Raw genomic sequence first — 16,833 nt, 5'->3', positions numbered from 1 at the left:
CATGTTGGACAGACCTGCCTCGGCCCTGCGCCTTCGCGAACGGCTGCTCGATTCAGAACGGCTGATGGAAGAGACCGGCTGCTATGACGGCATCACCGAGCTCACGCTACGCAACCAGGACCCGCTGAAATTCGAGACGCTGCACACCAAGCTGCGTGCCTATTGCGTCTCGGCCCGCGAAATGGCCCGCCGCATCTCGGCCTCGCCCGGCGTGCGCGAAGTCGGCGAAATGGTGGTGGCGATCTATACGCCCGAGGGCGATGCGATCGCGCTGTCCAACGGCATCATGGTCCACGTCCACACGATGAGCCGCTTCATCAAATGGATGATCGAGAACAACTACGAGGAAAACCCGAAGATCCGCGAAGGCGACATCTTTGCCAACAACGATGCCTTCATCGGCACAGTGCAGGTGCCCGACGTCATGGACGTGGTGCCGATCTTCCATGAAGGCACGCTGGTCGGCTGGGCCGGTGCGGTCTGCCACGAGCTCGAAGCCGGCGGCATCACGCCCGGCGGCGACGTCTGCCTGGCGCAGGAGCGCTTCACCGAAGGCCTGTTCGTCTGCGCCGAGAAGATCGGCGAGAATGACGAGATCCGCCGCGACTACGTCATCCGCTGCGAGCGCAATCTACGCATGCCGATCTACTGGGTGCTCGACGAGAAGGCCAAGGTCGCCTCCTGCATCGACATGCGCGAAAGCGTCAAGCAGCTGATCTCGGAGATCGGCCTCGACTACTGGATGAAGGTATCGAAGGAGTTCATTGAGGAGGGTCGTCGTGCCCAGCTCGCCCGCACCCGCCAGCTCACCGTGCCCGGCATCTATCGCGGCCACACCTTCTATGGCCATGTCACGACGGGCAAGCCCGGCTTCCAGCTGCTTGGCGATCCCGACTGGCTCTACAACATCCCGATCGAGATGGAGATCACCACCGACGGCAAGATCACCATGGACTTCGAGGGCACGCAGCCCTGGGGCTACCATTCGATGAACTGCACGCCGGCCGGCATGGATGGCGGCATGTTCGTCACCTTGACCCAGCACATGAATTTCGAGGGCCTGGTCAATGACGGCGCCTGGATGGCGACCGAGCTGAAGCTGCCGCACGGCACCTGGACCAATCCCGACAATGAGATGGTGGCGACCGCCACATCCTGGGCGCTGCTGCTGCCGGCCTATGGCGTGTTCCAGCGACTTTTGTCGCGCGGCTTCGTCGCGCGCGGCTTCGTCGAGGAAGCCTTCGTCGGCCAGGTCAACAGCCCGATGATCGAGATGGGCGGCGAAAGCCAGTACGGCACGCCGTTCGGCATGGCGCATTTCGAATGCGCCGCCGCCGGCTCCGGCGCGCTCGCCATCGCCGATGGCCTCGACACCGCCTATGTCGGCTGGAATCCGGAATCCGACATGGGCAACATTGAGGTCTGGGAACAGTCGATGCCGATGGTCTATATCGGCCGCTCGATCATGCCCAATTCGGGCGGCGTCGGCAAATATCGCGGCGGCTGTTCCTTCGTCTCGACCTGGCTGATCAACAAGACCTCGCACCTGCGACTGCACACCTCGGAACACTCCTCGCGGGTATTCGACAATGGCGGCATGTGCGGCGGTTATCCCGCGCCGACCTGCCAGAAGCATCGCGCGGTGCGCAACTCCAACATCCACGAACTGGCGGCAAAAGGCGAACCGCTCGCGCATGCCCCAGGTATCGATCCGCATGTCTCCGACTACGAGAAGAACATCGGCGGCGACCATGCCGTGGTCGAAGGCCCCTACATCACCTCGCCGCACAAGTCGGGGGACATCTTCAGCCATTCCTACAATGGTGGCGGCGGCTACGGCGACGTGCTGGAGCGCGATCCGGTCAAGACCGCCTGGGATGTCGAGAACGGTTTTCTCACCCGCCAGGCGGCGATCCAGATTTTCGGCATCGTGCTGAAGGACGACGCCGAGGGTTATCCGGTTGCCGATATCGACGCCACCGTCGAACGTCGTGCCGCCATGCGCAGAGAGCGTCTGGCCAAGGCGATCCCGGTTTCGGACTGGATCGCTGCCGAACGCGGCCGTGTCGAGAAGGCCGACTTCGCGCCCGAGGTGAAGAAAATGTATGCCAGCGCGATCAAGCTATCGTCGCGCTTCACCAGGGATTTCAGTGATTTCTGGACCGTCGACGCCAGATCGATCTTCATGCCGGGAGCAAAGCCATGACCTCATACAGCAAGGAAGTCCTCGGCGATCTCTCAGCCGGCAAGCTGCCCTGGCCGCAGACAAAGCGCATCATGAGCGCCTACAAGGACGACGACCGCTTCTTCAAGATGCTCGCCGTCTATCAGGACCGTGTCACCTGGAAGGACCCGATCCTGCTGCCGGTCTCGGATCACCTGTTCATCTGCCAGAGCGGCGACGAGCGCATCACCCGTTGCGAATGCGGCCACTCCTTCGGCGACTACCGCAAGAACTGGAAGCTCAAGGCCGCGATCAACGTGCGCAACACCGAGGCAGCGCTGCGCGAGATCTATCCCAATAGCGATATCCCCGATCCGCAATGGATGGAAATCCGCGAATTCATCTGCCCGCAATGCGGCACCATGCACGAGGTCGAGGCGGCAGCACCCGGCTATCCGATCGTGCATGATTTCGAACCCGATCTCGAAGGCTTCTATCGCGAGTGGCTGGGCAAACCGCTTTAGCGACGTGGTGACCAGCGCTGCAGGCAAGGTAGCGCTCGTCACCGGGCTGGGTCTAAGACTATGGCATCAAACGTCGGCATCGGAGATTCACTGCCCATGACAGACCTTTCCGGCCGCAGCGCGATCGTCACCGGCGGGTTTTCCGGCATGGGCTTCGCCATTGCGACGGCGTTGGCGCAGGCCGGCGCAAATGTAGCGGTCGGCTCCTACATCGCCCCCGCCGGCGCCGACAGAACCGACGCCGCCTACTATCCCGGCGCCGATGAAATCGAGCGCGTGCGGTTGGCCCTGTCGGCACACGGCACCAGGGTTTATGCCGCCCATCTCGATGTCCGCGACAGCGATGTGACCAACCGGTTTGCGGCTGACGCACAAGCCGCCATCGGCCCGGGAGACATACTGGTCAATGCCGCGGGCACCACCGCCGAACAGCCGGTCTGCGGCCATTCCGACGCACTGTGGGACAAGATCGTCGACACCAATCTGAGCGGAGCGTTCCGCGTCACCCGAGCTGTGCTGCCCGGCATGATCGAGCGCGGCTGGGGCCGTATCGTCAACATCGGCTCGACAGCGGCTTCCGTCGGCTGGAAGGACAACCCGGCCTACTGCGCCTCGAAGGCCGGGCTGCTCGGCCTTACCCGCTGCGTGGCGCTGGAAGGCGCCGCGCACGGTGTCACTTGCGTCATGATCAGCCCGACCTGGGTCGAGACCGAACTGATGCGCCGCAACGTGGCGCAGGTCGTCGAGCGTGAGGGCAAGGGCAGAACCGCCGAGGAAGCGATGGCCGAGATCGCCAAGGGCAATCCCCAGCAGCGCATGCTGCAGCCGCAGGAAATCGCGGCTCTAGCCGTGTTCCTGTGCTCGGATCTGGCCAAGGGCATCACCATGGAAAACATCCAGATCACCGGCGGAGCGCTGTGGTAGCGGCCACAGTTTGAATTTTCGAACGAGCGAGCCGCATTAACGCCATTTGTCGGTTGCATGGTCGTTTTGGCCCTGCCTGCAGCAACTTTACCCCTCGCGGCAAATTTACCATTGAGTGACAGGCGATAGAGGTTATATTGTGCACTGCACAATGGATGCCCGCTGATCGGGGTCCGGCAAGGGCAGGTTCCGGCGATCGCGCATGACGCAGAAAAGCCGACCATGGGCGCTTCAGCCCAGCCGAAAGGCGGCAGCATGAGAAATCCGGTACGGATATGAAGATCCCGAAATCCATTCTGATCGATCCGGACAACAACAAGGCCTATGCCGCCTTCGCCGTTGCGGTGTCGGTCTTTGCCTTCGCCTACTCCACCAATTTCGGCCAGATCCTGATCCTCGCCTACTATCTGGTATGGCTGCCGCTGCTGTTCGTCGATTACCGGCGTTTCGCCCGCGATCTCTCCAGCGCCTGGCTGCCGCTGCTGTTTGCGGCCTATGTCTGCCTGTCGCTGTTCTGGTCGCAAGCGGCCGGCACCAGCGCGCGGGCGGGGCTGCAATATTTCTCCCACATGCTGTGCGCCTACATCGCGGCGCGCACCATCAGCACGCGCACGCTGGTGCTGGGCTCGCTGATCGGCATCTTCATCGTGCTGCTGTATTCGCTGAAGGTTGGCGCCTATGCGCTCGACACTATCGACGGCACCACCAATTTCGTCGGCGCCTTCGGCTCCAAGAACCAGATAGGCTTCTTCGCCTCGCTCGGCATCTTCTTCTGTTTCGCTTTTCTGGCCTTCTACCGGCGCAACTGGATGAGCTTCGTCTGGACCGCGCCGATCATCCTGCTGTCGGTCTATATGCTGGCGATCGCCCACTCGGCGACGTCGGTCGCTTCGCTTCCGGCGGTGATCGGTGTCGTTGCTTTGCTTGCCATGAGCAAGGTTCTGTCACGCCGCTACCGCCGCGTGCTGTTCGTCGTCGGCGCTACGGCGCTGGTCGGCGGTGTGATGGCTGCGCTGAACCTTGGCCTGCTCGATGTCGTGCTCGGCATCTTCGGCAAGGATTCGACGCTGACCGGCCGCACCTATCTCTGGGAACAGGGCTGGGCCGCCGCGCAGCAGCGTCCGGTGCTCGGTTATGGCTATGCCGCCTACTGGATCCAGGGTTTTGCCGATCCGGAACGGCTCTGGGCCGAGTTCTACATCTCCACCCGCACCGGCTTCCATTTCCACAACACCTATATCGAGACGCTGGTCGAGCTCGGCTTCATCGGCGTGACGATGCTGGCGCTGATCATCCTGCGCTCCTTCTGGGGCCATGTTTCGAAGGTGGTGTTCGGTGACTGGAGCGCCGATTCAGTGGTGCTCGCCGGCGCGGTCGGCATGATGCTGATCCGCTCCTTCTTCGAGGTCGAGATCCTCGGCCCCTATTTCATGGCCTCGTTCATCGTCTATTACGGCCTGTTCAAGCTGCGCCCGGTGCCGCTCGCCAGGGCAAGGCGGGCCTATGTTCCGGTGCCGGACGAGAACACCGCCAACGGCCGCATGCCGGCGCGCGTCTGACTTGCTTATCTCAGGCGACGGCGCGCTTGCGCAGCATCAGCCGCTGCAGGAAGCGGCGCAACGGCTCGTCATAGAGGCGCGTGGCGATGTCGGCGATGACGATGACGGAAACCGCCATGACGATGCCGAACCAGGGATGATGCGCGAACGGGTCGATCGCTGCGGCCTTGCCCGCCCCGGCGATGATCATCAGCATCGGCGTGTGGATGATGTAGATTGGGTAGGAAATCCGCCCCAGCCAGCCATAGAGGCCTGACAGGCGCGGCGCCGTCGGCGCAATAGTGCCGACCACCACCAGCGCCGGGAAGACCAGGACGACGCAGGCGAGATCGTAGGCGACGCGCGCGCCGCCGGCCGGCGCGATGGCAAAGACGATGAGCGTCAGTGCGATCGCGACCTCTATCCACCAGCCGCGCCGCAGAAAGCCGAGCCCGCTTTGAAAGCGTGTCATGGACCGGCAAAGCAGCACGCCCAGGAAGAACGAGAAACAGACGCGCGGCAGGCCGCTGACGATGGTCGAGCCGGTCATGCCGAAGTCGAGCGTGCCGGCAATGATAGAGGCGACCACCAGCAACACCAGGCTGACGGCGATGAGCGCGCTCAGCACGCGTTTCGTCAGCAGGAAGAAGACGGCGACATAGGCTATGTTGACGATCAGCTCGAAGAACAGCGACCACGACGCGGGGTTGAGCGGAAAGATCGTGTGATAGGCATCGCTGACCAGCGGGATGAAGAACATGCCGGTCGTCAGCATGGTGCCGATCTCGGAGATCGGCATGTATTCCGCCGGAATCAGCCGGTTCTTGACGATGAGATAGAAGAAACCGAGCAGCGTGCCGGCGAGGTAGAGCGGGTAGAGGCGTATCAGGCGGATCGCCATGAACGTGCCGAAGCCCATGCCGTTTTCGATCTTGCGGTCATAGGCATGCGCGATGACGAAGCCGCTGAGCAGGAAGAACAAGTCGACCGCCAGATAGCTCGACGGCAGCACCTTGCCGGCGGCCAGAAACGGCGAGAAGTGGTAGAGCATGACGCTGATCGCCGCGACGCCGCGGATGGCATCGAGATTGAGGTAGACGTGGCGCGGTGCGGCGGGCTGCATGGAATGCCTTCAAGCGGTCGAAAAACGGAAGTTCCCGCCCGCACCCTGGCGCGAACGAGCCGAACTGGTCCTCCCGCCTCCATCGCGCGGGCCTCGCCGAGCGAGCCCGAGCGCTAGAGCAATTCCGGGAAAAGTGGGAAACGGTTTTCCGTCCGGAATTGCTCCAAACAAACAGGTTACTGGCTGGCCGTCGGCGCCAGCTTCACCTTGATGACGTCGCCCGGCAGCACCGGCGTATCTTCCTTGGCGTCGATCTCGCTGGTCTTGCCGTCGGTCACGCGCACCAGCGAATAGATGAGCGCCGGCCCTTCATTGTTGTTTGTGATGGCGGCGGTCGTGGCCGGGTCCGATGCCTGGGCCATCAGGCCCTGTTGCATGTTGACCCTGAGTGCGGCTTCGTTGAGGTCTGCTTCGACCTGCTGCCGGTCGGCGGCAAGTCTCGAGTTCAACGTGTTCTGGGCATCGATGGCATCCTGCGTCGCCTTGCTGACCGACTGCTTGGCGGTGAGGATCGCCGTCTCATAGTCCAGGATCTTGCCCTGCAGATCGGTGACCGACTGTTGCGAGGAAAGCAGGCGTGCGTTGGCGACCAGGCCCTTTTGCGCCAGCGGACCGATACTGTCCGCCTGCTGCTGCGCCAAGTCGACCTGCTTTTGCTGGTTGACGATCTTTTTCTGCAGCGCCTCGATTTCGGACTGCAGGACCCCTTTCAGATCGTCAAGCGCCTGCAGCTTCAGCTTCAACGCTTTCTGGTCGGAGATCAGGATCTGCATTTCGTCGGAGACGATTGTCGCCAGGCGCGGGTCGCCCTCGACTTCCTTAGGCGCCTCGAAACTCTCCTTGCCGGCGAGATCGGCATCGATGCGGGCACGCTTGACGATCAACCGCACGCGCTGGTCGTCATAAATGTCGAAATTGCCCTTGGCGGTGATCAGATCCTTGCCGAGCTGGGTGCCGAAATCGGCGTTGCGCCGGATGCCGCCGGCGATGCTGATCGCCTTGAGCACGGTCAGCTCCGGCACATAGGGAAACTGGCCAGGCGTCTGGATCTCGCCCGAGATGTAGAACGGCCGGAACTGCACCATTTCCACCGAGGCTTCCGGCTTGTCCGACAAGGCAAGCTTGCGCTGCAGGGCGACGCTGATCGCGGCCGCAACCTCCGACGTGGTCTTGCCGGCGGCCGGCAGTTCGCCGACGAACGGCACCGACAAATTGCCGGCTGGACCGACCGAATATTCGCCGTTTACCGCCGACCAGTCACGGAACGTGCCTTCCACCGTCTGCCACTCGGCGACGCGGATGTTGAGCTTGTCTTGCGAGCCGAGCCGGTACTCGTCGGCCATGGCCGGAACCGCGAGCGACAGAGCGAGGCACGTGGCGACGAGCCGTGCCGGCCGCATCGGGCCGGCAAGGCGAAAATACGCTGATATGTCTGTTTTCAACTGAACGTTTCCGATCCGTTTTGGCCCCATCCGCCCGATAGGCCTGCTGCCGAGTGCCTCCTTCGGAACCTGGCAGAATACTATGGCTGCAATGCGAGACCGGCCCATCGCCGAATAGCTTTGGACCGGATTGGCTTCGGGCCGTACCGGCCCGATTGCTGACCAGTTGCGGTCGGTCAGTAGGAACCGCGCGACATCCACACCGCAGGCACGGTCTTGAGGATGATGCGAACGTCTTCGAACAGCGACCAGTTCTCGACATAGTGACGGTCGAACGCGACGCGACTGTCATAGGAGACATCGTTGCGTCCGCTGACCTGCCAGAGCCCGGTCAGGCCCGGCCGCGACTTCAAATAATAGACCGCGGCGCTGCCGTAGATCTCAAGCTCGTCGCGCACCACCGGGCGAGGCCCGACAAGGCTCATGTCGCCCTGCAGGATGTTGATGATCTGCGGCAGCTCGTCGAGGCTGAGCTTGCGCAGAACGGCGCCGACGCGGGTGACGCGCGGATCGTTCTTCAGCTTGCGGGTCGCGATCCATTCGGCGTTGGCTTCCGGATTGGCCGCGAGATAGGCGGCCAGCACACGTTCGCCGTCTTCGACCATGGTGCGGAACTTGAGGCAGGGGAAAATCCGCCCACCGCGTCCGATGCGCTTGTGGCCGTAGAAGATCGAGCCGCCGTCGGAAAGCTTGACCAGAAGGGCCACCATGAGGAACAGCGGGCTAAGCGCCACCAGGCCGACAAGTGAACCGAAAATATCGAAACTGCGCTTCAGCAGCCCGCCGATGGGTGGCGGAAAATCTACGCCGACATGCGAAAATGCCGCATTGGCCGACTTGGCAACGTCCCTCATGCAAAAGCTCCATACGTTGAACGGATGGTTTATGCCACGATACCAAAAAAATGCTGCAGCGCAACACACAATTTCCCATATGGCTGAAATAGTCACGTCAGGAATTGACTAAATAATAAACGCTCCTTGCCCAAATTTTGCCCTTTATGGCGGGTTTGTGACGAATAATTAGCAACCGTAGGAAATGTAATGCCTTTTTTCGGCGGGTTTTGGGCAAATCGTCCTTTGCCGCAGAGGGAACGCCTTTAACTGATTTTCGAATCACTGGCTTTGCTAAATTAATCAAGTAAAATCCTAATCAACATTGTAGATTCTACTGTAGTATAAAGCGCATGACGAGTTAGGTCATCACCCCTGCGTGTGCATCGCAGCATGGCGGAGTCCAAGCCGCCGCCAAGCCGAAAATTATTGCAGGTTGCCCTTGCCGTCAGTTTCGCGCCTTAATAGAGTCGCAAATTATTCCTGATAGAGTCTGGATGGGTTGGGAAGGCCGGAAGCAACCGGCCGAAAAAGAGCAGCTAAATAAGCTCGCATGGCGAATGGGGAGATACTCGGGTGGGTAAGTCATCGCTTTTGCATGCTCGGGCCGGTTGACGGGCCGCCGAACATGTCATTACCAAAATTCGTCATTGGAATGGTTTTCGCCCTCGCGATCGTGGTCGCGTGGTCCTATGTCGACGGCGCGACGGTCACCACAACGGTGCTTCGCGTCATCGGCTGCGCTGTCCTCATCCAAGTCGGTTATTTCCTGCTGGTGTATGTTATGATCGCCAGGAGCGCGCCGACATCGGCCGACAGGGCTCGCGACGCCGAAAGAAGCCTCGGCGCCGACAAGGCGGTTGAAGGCGAGAAGCTCTCGGCGAGGCGCAGCGTGCATTGAGCAGTCTGAAGCCGCAAGGTCGGCCTCGGATCATCTTGCAGCCGGACTCAGCCTGCTTCGGCCGGCTCGGGTTCCGATTGCTCGCCTGAAAGCATTTTCGACAGGCGGCTGCCGGCCTTCGCTTTCAACCTCTGATATTGCCCGACTTCGACGATTCGTCCGTTTTCGACTGCAACCACCCAGTCGGCGAAGGCGATCATCGATGGCCTGTGCGCAATGGTCAGGATCGTCATCGATCCGCGCAAGCCGTCGATCGACTTGGCGATCAGGGATTGGTTCTGCCAGTCGAGCGCGCTGGTCGCCTCGTCGAGAATGAGCAGCGAAGGTTTGCGCAGCAGCGCGCGCGCCAGCGCGATGCGCTGGCGTTCGCCGCCCGAGAGCCGGACGCCGCGGTCGCCGACCACCGTGTCGAGCCGCAACTCCAGCCGCTCGACGAAGTCGGCGCCATGCGCAGCGCGCAGTGCAGTCCACAGCTCCGCGTCAGTGGCTTGCGGCGCGGCAAGGCGCAGATTGGCGGCGATCGTATCGTGCAGCAGGAACACGTCTTGCGGCACATACGCCACCTGGTCGCGCCAGCGCCGGCGGTTGGCCGCGCCGATCTCGACGCCATCGGCCAGGATCTTGCCCTCGCTCGGTTCGAGCAGGCCAAGCAGCATGTCGGCAAGCGTGCTCTTGCCCGATCCTGACGGACCGATCAGCGCCGTTACCTTGCCGGCGGGAAGGCCAAACGTCACATCGCTCACCACCGGCTTGCCGCCGGCCTCATAGGCAAAGGAGACGTTGCGGATGTTGAGCCCGACATCGAGCGACAGCTTGGCATCCGATCCGAGGTTTGCCGGCTCGCGTTCGGCATCGAAACGCGCCTGCATGTCGCGCATCGAGGCATAGGCCGGCAGATTGATCAGCACCTGCTGCGCCTGCATCTGCATGTCCATGAAACGCGGCGCGATGCGCATGAACACCAGAAGCAGGACAACGATCTCGGCCAGCGAGAGGTTGAAGCGGACCAAAGCGACATAGATGAACAGGCTCAGACCAATGACGCTGGCCACCTGGAACAGAGCGGTGCCGATGGTGCTGTTGCGGACATAGTTGATGTTGTCGGCCTTCATCTTCTCCAGCGTCGCGCGAAGCTGCGCGTAATAGGTCGCCTCGACATTCAGGCTCTTGGCCACCTTGATGCCGCCGAGGAACTCCGAGACCGTTCGGTACTGCTCCTGGCGATTGCTGGTCAAAACCCGGCCGAAGGCGCTGGCTCGTGCCCGAAACGGCTGCAGCGCCAGGAAGGTGACGATGCCGACGACAATGGCAAACGCCGTCATCACTGGCGAAATGAACAGCGAGACAACGAGATAACCCGCCAAAAGCACGGTGATCTGCACCAGCATCAGCAGCGAGAACGCCGCCGACTGCACGCGGTCGATATCGCCGGTCAGCGCATGGTCGAGATCCGAGCTGCGCATGCGCGCGAATATCCCCCACCGCGCCTTGCCGATGCTCTCGAACAGGTTCATGCGCAGGCGATTGATGAAGTCGAGCAGCAGCCGCGCCATGTAGACGGATTTATAACGGTTGAACGCCGCCTGCAGCGCGACAAGCCCGACCAGCAGGCAAAGCACCGTGGTCAATTGCAGCGTTACGTCCGGCGCCAGCCAGCGCACCCAGTCGCGGTCAGGCAACCTGACCGCGAAATTCTGCTCGGGTCGCCCGACCAGATGCAGCAGCGGCACCAGAAGCAGGATCGAAATGCCTTCGGTCAGGCTTCCCAGGATCAGGAACAGCAATGCCGTGAAGGTCCTGCGCCCGCCGATCCGGGCCATGGCGGCGCCGAAGCCGGCGACATCGCGGTAAAACGAAAAGCGAAGGATCTGCGATGCGGACATGTCAGCTCACCGCGGTCCTTTGTCGGCCGCCAGATCGTTTTCGATCAGGGCGACGGCTTCGCAGATACGGTCGAGCCCGGTCGGCACTTCGAGGCGACAGACGCCGATCTGGCTGGCCAGGGCGGCGCATTGGCGAAGATGTGTCGTGGCAAAATCGCCGACCAGGGCTGGACGGCCGAAACGCGTCACATAGGAAAATTTGATGATTGCCGGCAGGGCGCCGATGCCTGGCAGCGCCGTGATCGCTGCTTTGTCGCTGCGCTCGAGGATATAGATCCGGGTCGCCGGCACCGCGTCTGCCGCAAATCCGGCGTGCAGGCGATGCTGCATCTTGTCGATCGCCGCATGCACCTGCGGGCGTATTTCTGCTTGGCGGATGGGAAACGCGGCGGCCGCATCGGCGGCGAGTTTCAGCTGCGGAAAACCCGGAACGATCATCGGCCGGTCCGTGAGATCGAGCGCCACGACATCGTCGGTCAGCAAGCGATGGCCGGCGCGGATCATCGCGCTCGCCGTCGTCGATTTCCCGGCGCCCTTGTCGCCCATGAAAACAGCGCTTTTGACGCCGACGGCAATGGCGCTGGCGTGCAGGATGAGCAGGCCGCGCTGGTGCAGGAGCAGTGCCATGACCGGACCGAGCAGCGGAAACGCCAGCAGCGCGTCGTCGACATCAGGCGCCGGCTCCACCTCGATGCGGCAGGCATCGGTAATCAGGAACGCGCCGACCGTCTGCCATGCCAGATATTGCTGCCGCGCCTCGAAGCGGAAAGCAGTTCCGGTCTCGGGCGAGGGTTTTGGCAAGTCGATCGGGCCGACTGTAATCACCACATCGACCGCCGCCGGCGCGCTCGGCTCCAGCTCGGGCAATTCGACCTGCGAACCGATCGTCAGGCCATAAGCCCTGTAGAAGCGTTGCGCGCGAGCCTTGGGATGGCCGGCATCGCGGATCGCATCGGCGGTGAGTGGCATGTTGGCCAGTGTCATGCTTGGCTCCCGCGCTGTTGCACCTGCCTTAGCCACAGCGACAACGCGATCGAACGCCAGACATACTGGACATCGGGCAGGGTGGCTTCGTCCGGTTGCCGCGCGATGCGGCCATAGGCGGCTGTCACTTCGGGCAAATTGACATAGGGCGCGATCAGCGCCGCATCCGCTACCAGCACCTTGTCGAGGAGATCACGGTGATTGCCGAGCATGCCTTTGACCAGGTTCGAGGTGAAATCGATCTTGTCGCGCCGCCACTGCACCGCCGGCGGCAGGATACCTTCCATGGCGCGGCGCAGCACCGAGCGGCCAAAGCCCTGGTTCAGCTTTTCCGCGCCGGGCAGCGCCAGGCAGAACTCGACCAGCGGCTTGTCCCAGAAGGGGTAGCGCGGCTCGACGCCGAAATTGGCGGCGGCCTTGTCGAGAACCTCGAAGGCGTGCGGCACCATGCCGTTCGACAGCAGCCAGCGATGGGTCAAGGTCTCGCTGGCGCTGACCGCGGGCGGCATGTAGCCGGCCCTGCGGAACCGCTCGACGAGGTCGGTGCGCATCGCCAGGTCCGGATTGATCAGGCCGCGCCAGCTCGTCGCCGGCCGCCCAGTTGGATGGCGCCGCAATTTGCCAAGCACGCGGTTCGCGAACCGCTTGATTCTCGCGATGCGCCAGGCCGGTCCGTAAAGGGTAAGGAACTGGTAGTAGAGGCCGAGCATGCCGTCGCCATAGGTGTTGGAGGCGCTGCGCAGCTCGCGCCACAGCTCCATCCATTTGCCGGCATAGGCGAGTTCGTGCAGATGGCCGTGGCCCTGCGAAACCACCTCGTCGCCGCCATGGCCGTCCAGCAGCACCTTCATGCCCTTGGCGCCGGCGGTCCTGTAGATGTCGCGGGTCAACGACAGGCCGGGCGCCAGGAACGTTTCCTCCTGCTCTTCCAGAATGCGTTCGAACTCGGCGAAGGGCGCGTAGTTGCCGACGGAAATCAAAGTGCCGTCGACCTTCTCCTGTCCAAGCACTGCCTCGATGAAAGGCCGCTCGTCCATCGGCGAACCCTTTTCGAACACCAGCGAGAAGGTCGGCAGCCTCGGCTTTCTCTGCGCGGCATTCTGAAGGCCCGCCACGCAGGCGATCGAGGAGGAATCGAGCCCTCCGCTCAGCATTGCGCCGACCGCAGGCGTGCCGCGCATACGGTTGCGGACCGATTGCGAAAACAAATGCCGGAATTCCTCGACCGTATCCGATCGCATCTGCCTTGGCGAGGGTTCGATCTGCCAGTAGCGACGCAGCACCACCTGTTTGCCGGTCACGGTCAGACTGTGGCGCGCCGGCAGGCGGAAGATATCGGCATAGGCTGTCGACTGCGGATTATCGGGCAGCCCGGCCAGGAATCCCGAAATCTGGTGTTCGCTGATGCGCATGTCGACGCCGCCGGCATCGAGGATCGGCCCGATCTCCGAGGCAAAGACGAAGCGCCGGTCGCTCGAATGATAGTAGAACGGTTTGACGCCGAAATGGTCGCGCACGCAAAACAGCTGCCGGCGCTCGCCATCCCAGATGGCAAAGGCGAAGTCGCCTTGCAGATGCTCGGGGCAGGCTTCGCCCCAGCGCAGATAGGCGCGTATCAACAGCACGGCGTCGGCAACCGAACTGTCCCTGATGCCAAGCCTGGCCAGCAATTCGTCGCGATTGTCCAGCCGGCAGTCCGCGGTGATCGCGAGCTTGCCGCCGGCCATGGTCAGCGGGCCGGGGCCGGCTTCATCGGTGGTGTTGAGCCAGGCGTGGCCAAGAACGACGCCCTCGTCCATCCACCACGAACTGCCGTCAGGCGCGCGATGTTGCATGCGGGCAAGCATGCGCTGGATGTCGGCCGCGGCGGCCGGCTTGCCTTCCTGCCTCAGCAGAATTCCGGCGACGCCGCTCATCGCTCACTGGCCGTGGTCGACGAGATGGTTAAACCTGCCAAGCGAGCCACCGAGCACGATATGGTCGCCGCTGACCAGCCAGGCATGCGCCTTCAACTCGGTGCCGGTATCGCGCTCGATGCCGATGCGGATTTTTGAGGCGTTGCCCTGGCGGGCAAGCAAATATTGGCCGGAAAGCGCTTGGGTCAGACAGCTTGCGCCAGGCACCAGGCGGGCAGCCGCAGCCACGCCCCAGGCGACACGCCTGAGATCGCCGATGTCGGCTGGTTCGCGCGCGTCGAGCCGGGTCACCATGCGGCGCACTTTGTTGTAGGAAAGCAGCGTCAGCCCCAGCCGCACCGCCACGACCACCGCAAGGCAGTGGGCGAGAAAGAGCATCTCCGGCCCGCTCAGTGAGAAAGCTCTAGACAAGTTCCTCATCATGGAGCCTCGCAAGCCCGGCGTCCGCCAAGCCCTTCAACAATCCATCGACATCGGCCTTGCAGCGTTCCGGATCGACATTGTAGCGATCCAGCACGGCGCTGCGGATTTCGGAAATCGGCCGCGGCTCCTGGATCAGCTCCCAGATAAAGGCGCCGACGCTGTTCAGGCTGTAATAGATGTTGGACCTCATATCGAGCAGCGCCAGGCCGTTGCCGAATTCGCAGGCCACGGCATCCTTGCTCGCGCTCATCCGATCATGGTCCGTGGGGTTCCAGTCCATCCTAAACCTCGCTCACAACCAACGCTTCGGCAATTCCGGACAAAGACGCGAGAGCCGGGGTTTGACCCCCGACTCTCCTTAGTGCGCTCTGTTTGCAGAGTCCGGACTTTGTCACCCCAACGAGAGAATACTCAGGAGAAGGTGAGTTCGCCGACCGGCGTATGTGCCGGAAACGAGGCGTCGAGTGCCGTAGTACCGCTACCGCCTTGCGTGATGGTCTCGATCGAGCCGTGGACCGTCAGGCTAGGGGTTTCGTACTCATGCTTTTCAACATTCTGTTCCAATTTACTCTCCACTTGTGGACTGGAAGCGGCCTGTCGATTGCCGGCAGCGAGCTATTGCTGCACCGCAATAGCTGCATGGCAGCATTTATGAGTCAAGCCTGATTTACCCGCCGTTAATCAATTCTCGGTTCCGGTAGCCTTCAATGGTGATCAAAACCGCTTGCATTTTCACAGCCTAGGCGATTTCAGCGCAGTGTCCGTGGTGCTTAACTAAGAAACTGATTTTATTACATATTTTCTAGTCGATGCTCGTCATTTGGGGCGCCGGCGCGTTCCCACAAGATTGTTGCTGACGTGTCGGCAGAGGCTCCGATCAGGCGACGCCTTGCATCACGTTGTACGACTGTGTCGCCAGACGTCCAGGTTGCAGGAAAATTGTCTCCAAAGGAAAAACTGGACGCGGCGCATGAATTTGGCGATGCTTTGCTTCGCAGTTGCAATATAACGCGCCTGGCGAATTTTTTGCGGAGATGCTGCAGCAAATGGCATTGCAGGAAGGGACCTTCGAAAGGTTGCGCGCCGCTGGCTGCGCCGACGAAGTGGCCTATGTGCAGGCTTGCCTGCGGCTGTTCTTCGCCTCCGGGGCGAGCCCCAGCGCCGCGCCTGCACCGGCCGTCTCCGTTGCCGATGTTTGCGATATCGCCAGGCTGAACAAGGTCGCCACCTTCATGCTGAAGGCGCTGTCGCGCCCACCGGCGGGCGAGACGCCGCCGGGATTGCTCGAGTGGCTCGACACTTATCGCCGGCGCACGATTGCGATGAACTCGTCCGGCATCATGGATTCGATGGCCATCGACAAGGCGCTGCGCGGCAGCAGCATCGATTTCGTCTTCCTGAAGGGCCCCCTCCAGCAGCAACTGCTCTATGGCGACCATTTCATGAAGCCGTCCGGAGATGTCGACATATTGGTGTCGCCGGCCGGCTTCTTTAGAGCTCGTGATGCGCTGCGCTCGATCGGCTACGAGGTCGCCGGCAAGTCCCGCTCCGTCTGGTGGGTGCGCTTTCTGGGCGAGCAGCACATGGTTCGCAGCCAGGGTCGGAAATTGTCCACCGTCGATCTCCATTACCGGCTCCAGCAGCCGGGATCGCCCAGCCCGCGCGATACGGAAGGGTTCCTGCGCCGCAAGCGCGCGCTTGCGATCGCCGGCTCCAGCGTGCCGTTCATCTCGGCCTCCGACACTTTGCTTCTGTCCTGCATCAGTGTCGCAAAGGCGCTGTTCAACCGCGAGCCATGCGCGGGCTATGTCTGCGATATCCGGGCCGCTGCCAGTCGGCTGAGCGAGGCCGAGCAGCAGACTGTGCTCGACTACGCGGCCGAGCAGGGGCTGGCTGACACCCTGCTGCTGGGCCTGCGCGCCGCCGATGTGCTGCTTGGTGGCGCCGGCACGCTGCTGTCGGATCGGGCCACCAGGATCCTGTCACGCATCGGCAATGAAGACCTGTTCCACATGGTCATCGCGCCGTGGCTGTCGTCGCTCCGATGGCCGCAACGGCGCACCGTTTTGTGGGAATTGTGCGGCCGCGAACCTGTCCGCTATCTGACCGAGGCCGGCTGGGCCGCGTCAGCCGACCTCAGCCGGCGGATTTTCGAGCGGGAAAGCCGGTGACGATGAG

At 62.3% G+C, this 16,833-nt stretch carries 15 protein-coding genes; 6 read left to right on the top strand and 9 right to left on the bottom strand.

The features are described 5' to 3' along the window. Position 1 precedes the first annotated feature (1 nt). The 4 genes from X756_RS153510 (at position 2) to X756_RS153525 (ending at position 5,171) form a co-directional block, all read left to right on the top strand. Entirely contained in the window at positions 2 to 2,206 is a 2,205-nt protein-coding gene (locus tag X756_RS153510; protein WP_023729651.1) for a hydantoinase B/oxoprolinase family protein, read from the top strand. Next, positions 2,203 to 2,688: an acetone carboxylase subunit gamma gene (locus X756_RS153515; RefSeq protein WP_023729650.1), complete on the top strand. Its 486-nt coding sequence runs from the start codon at positions 2,203 to 2,205 to the stop codon at positions 2,686 to 2,688. Before X756_RS153510 ends, X756_RS153515 begins: the two co-directional genes overlap by 4 nt. 96 nt (positions 2,689 to 2,784) lie before the next feature. Further along, positions 2,785 to 3,612, top strand: coding sequence for an SDR family oxidoreductase (locus X756_RS153520; protein WP_023729649.1), 828 nt, complete (start codon positions 2,785 to 2,787; stop codon positions 3,610 to 3,612). A gap of 275 nt (positions 3,613 to 3,887) precedes the next feature. Continuing rightward, positions 3,888 to 5,171, top strand: coding sequence for an O-antigen ligase (locus X756_RS153525; protein ID WP_023689977.1), 1,284 nt, complete (start codon positions 3,888 to 3,890; stop codon positions 5,169 to 5,171). A 10-nt stretch (positions 5,172 to 5,181) separates the two neighbouring features. Here X756_RS153525 and X756_RS1000000166645 read toward each other — a convergent pair whose 3' ends face one another. From X756_RS1000000166645 to X756_RS153535, 3 genes are all read right to left on the bottom strand, one after another. Beyond that, a complete protein-coding gene (locus X756_RS1000000166645; protein ID WP_023729648.1) occupies positions 5,182 to 6,273 on the bottom strand; it encodes an acyltransferase in 1,092 nt (363 codons plus the stop codon). Positions 6,274 to 6,449: 176 nt separating this feature from the next. After that, positions 6,450 to 7,673, bottom strand: a complete 1,224-nt coding sequence (locus X756_RS153530; RefSeq protein WP_032999377.1) for a polysaccharide biosynthesis/export family protein — start codon at positions 7,671 to 7,673, stop codon at positions 6,450 to 6,452. Between the two features lie 218 nt (positions 7,674 to 7,891). Beyond that, complete coding sequence (locus X756_RS153535) at positions 7,892 to 8,569, bottom strand: sugar transferase (RefSeq protein ID WP_023668816.1); 678 nt, start codon at positions 8,567 to 8,569, stop codon at positions 7,892 to 7,894. Between the two features lie 607 nt (positions 8,570 to 9,176). Between X756_RS153535 and X756_RS153540 the strand changes: the two genes are divergently transcribed. Beyond that, entirely contained in the window at positions 9,177 to 9,449 is a 273-nt protein-coding gene (locus X756_RS153540) for a hypothetical protein (RefSeq protein ID WP_023711266.1), read from the top strand. Between the two features lie 47 nt (positions 9,450 to 9,496). Here the strand turns inward: X756_RS153540 and X756_RS153545 are convergent, their stop codons facing one another. From X756_RS153545 to X756_RS1000000167365, 6 genes are all read right to left on the bottom strand, one after another. Then, positions 9,497 to 11,332, bottom strand: coding sequence for an ABC transporter ATP-binding protein (locus X756_RS153545; RefSeq protein WP_023729646.1), 1,836 nt, complete (start codon positions 11,330 to 11,332; stop codon positions 9,497 to 9,499). 6 nt (positions 11,333 to 11,338) lie between these two features. Then, complete coding sequence (locus tag X756_RS153550; protein ID WP_023729645.1) at positions 11,339 to 12,316, bottom strand: HPr kinase; 978 nt, start codon at positions 12,314 to 12,316, stop codon at positions 11,339 to 11,341. Continuing rightward, positions 12,313 to 14,232: a lasso peptide isopeptide bond-forming cyclase gene (locus X756_RS153555; RefSeq protein WP_023729644.1), complete on the bottom strand. Its 1,920-nt coding sequence runs from the start codon at positions 14,230 to 14,232 to the stop codon at positions 12,313 to 12,315. Before X756_RS153555 ends, X756_RS153550 begins: the two co-directional genes overlap by 4 nt. A 3-nt stretch (positions 14,233 to 14,235) precedes the next feature. Next, entirely contained in the window at positions 14,236 to 14,610 is a 375-nt protein-coding gene (locus X756_RS153560) for a lasso peptide biosynthesis B2 protein (protein WP_245261015.1), read from the bottom strand. 25 nt (positions 14,611 to 14,635) lie between these two features. Continuing rightward, on the bottom strand, positions 14,636 to 14,905 hold the full coding sequence (locus tag X756_RS153565) for a PqqD family protein (RefSeq protein WP_245261017.1): 270 nt from the start codon (positions 14,903 to 14,905) through the stop codon (positions 14,636 to 14,638). Between the two features lie 161 nt (positions 14,906 to 15,066). Next, positions 15,067 to 15,219: a lasso RiPP family leader peptide-containing protein gene (locus X756_RS1000000167365; protein WP_023684233.1), complete on the bottom strand. Its 153-nt coding sequence runs from the start codon at positions 15,217 to 15,219 to the stop codon at positions 15,067 to 15,069. Positions 15,220 to 15,701: 482 nt separating this feature from the next. Here X756_RS1000000167365 and X756_RS153570 point away from each other — a divergent pair, with 482 nt between their 5' ends. Further along, on the top strand, positions 15,702 to 16,826 hold the full coding sequence (locus X756_RS153570) for a nucleotidyltransferase family protein (RefSeq protein ID WP_023729643.1): 1,125 nt from the start codon (positions 15,702 to 15,704) through the stop codon (positions 16,824 to 16,826). Positions 16,827 to 16,833 lie beyond the last annotated feature (7 nt).

The sequence above is a fragment of the Mesorhizobium sp. LNJC405B00 genome (genome assembly GCF_000502615.1).
Lineage (GTDB): Bacteria > Pseudomonadota > Alphaproteobacteria > Rhizobiales > Rhizobiaceae > Mesorhizobium.
The sequence above is the reverse complement of the archived record's forward strand: the minus strand, read 5'-3'. Positions and strand labels throughout refer to the sequence as shown.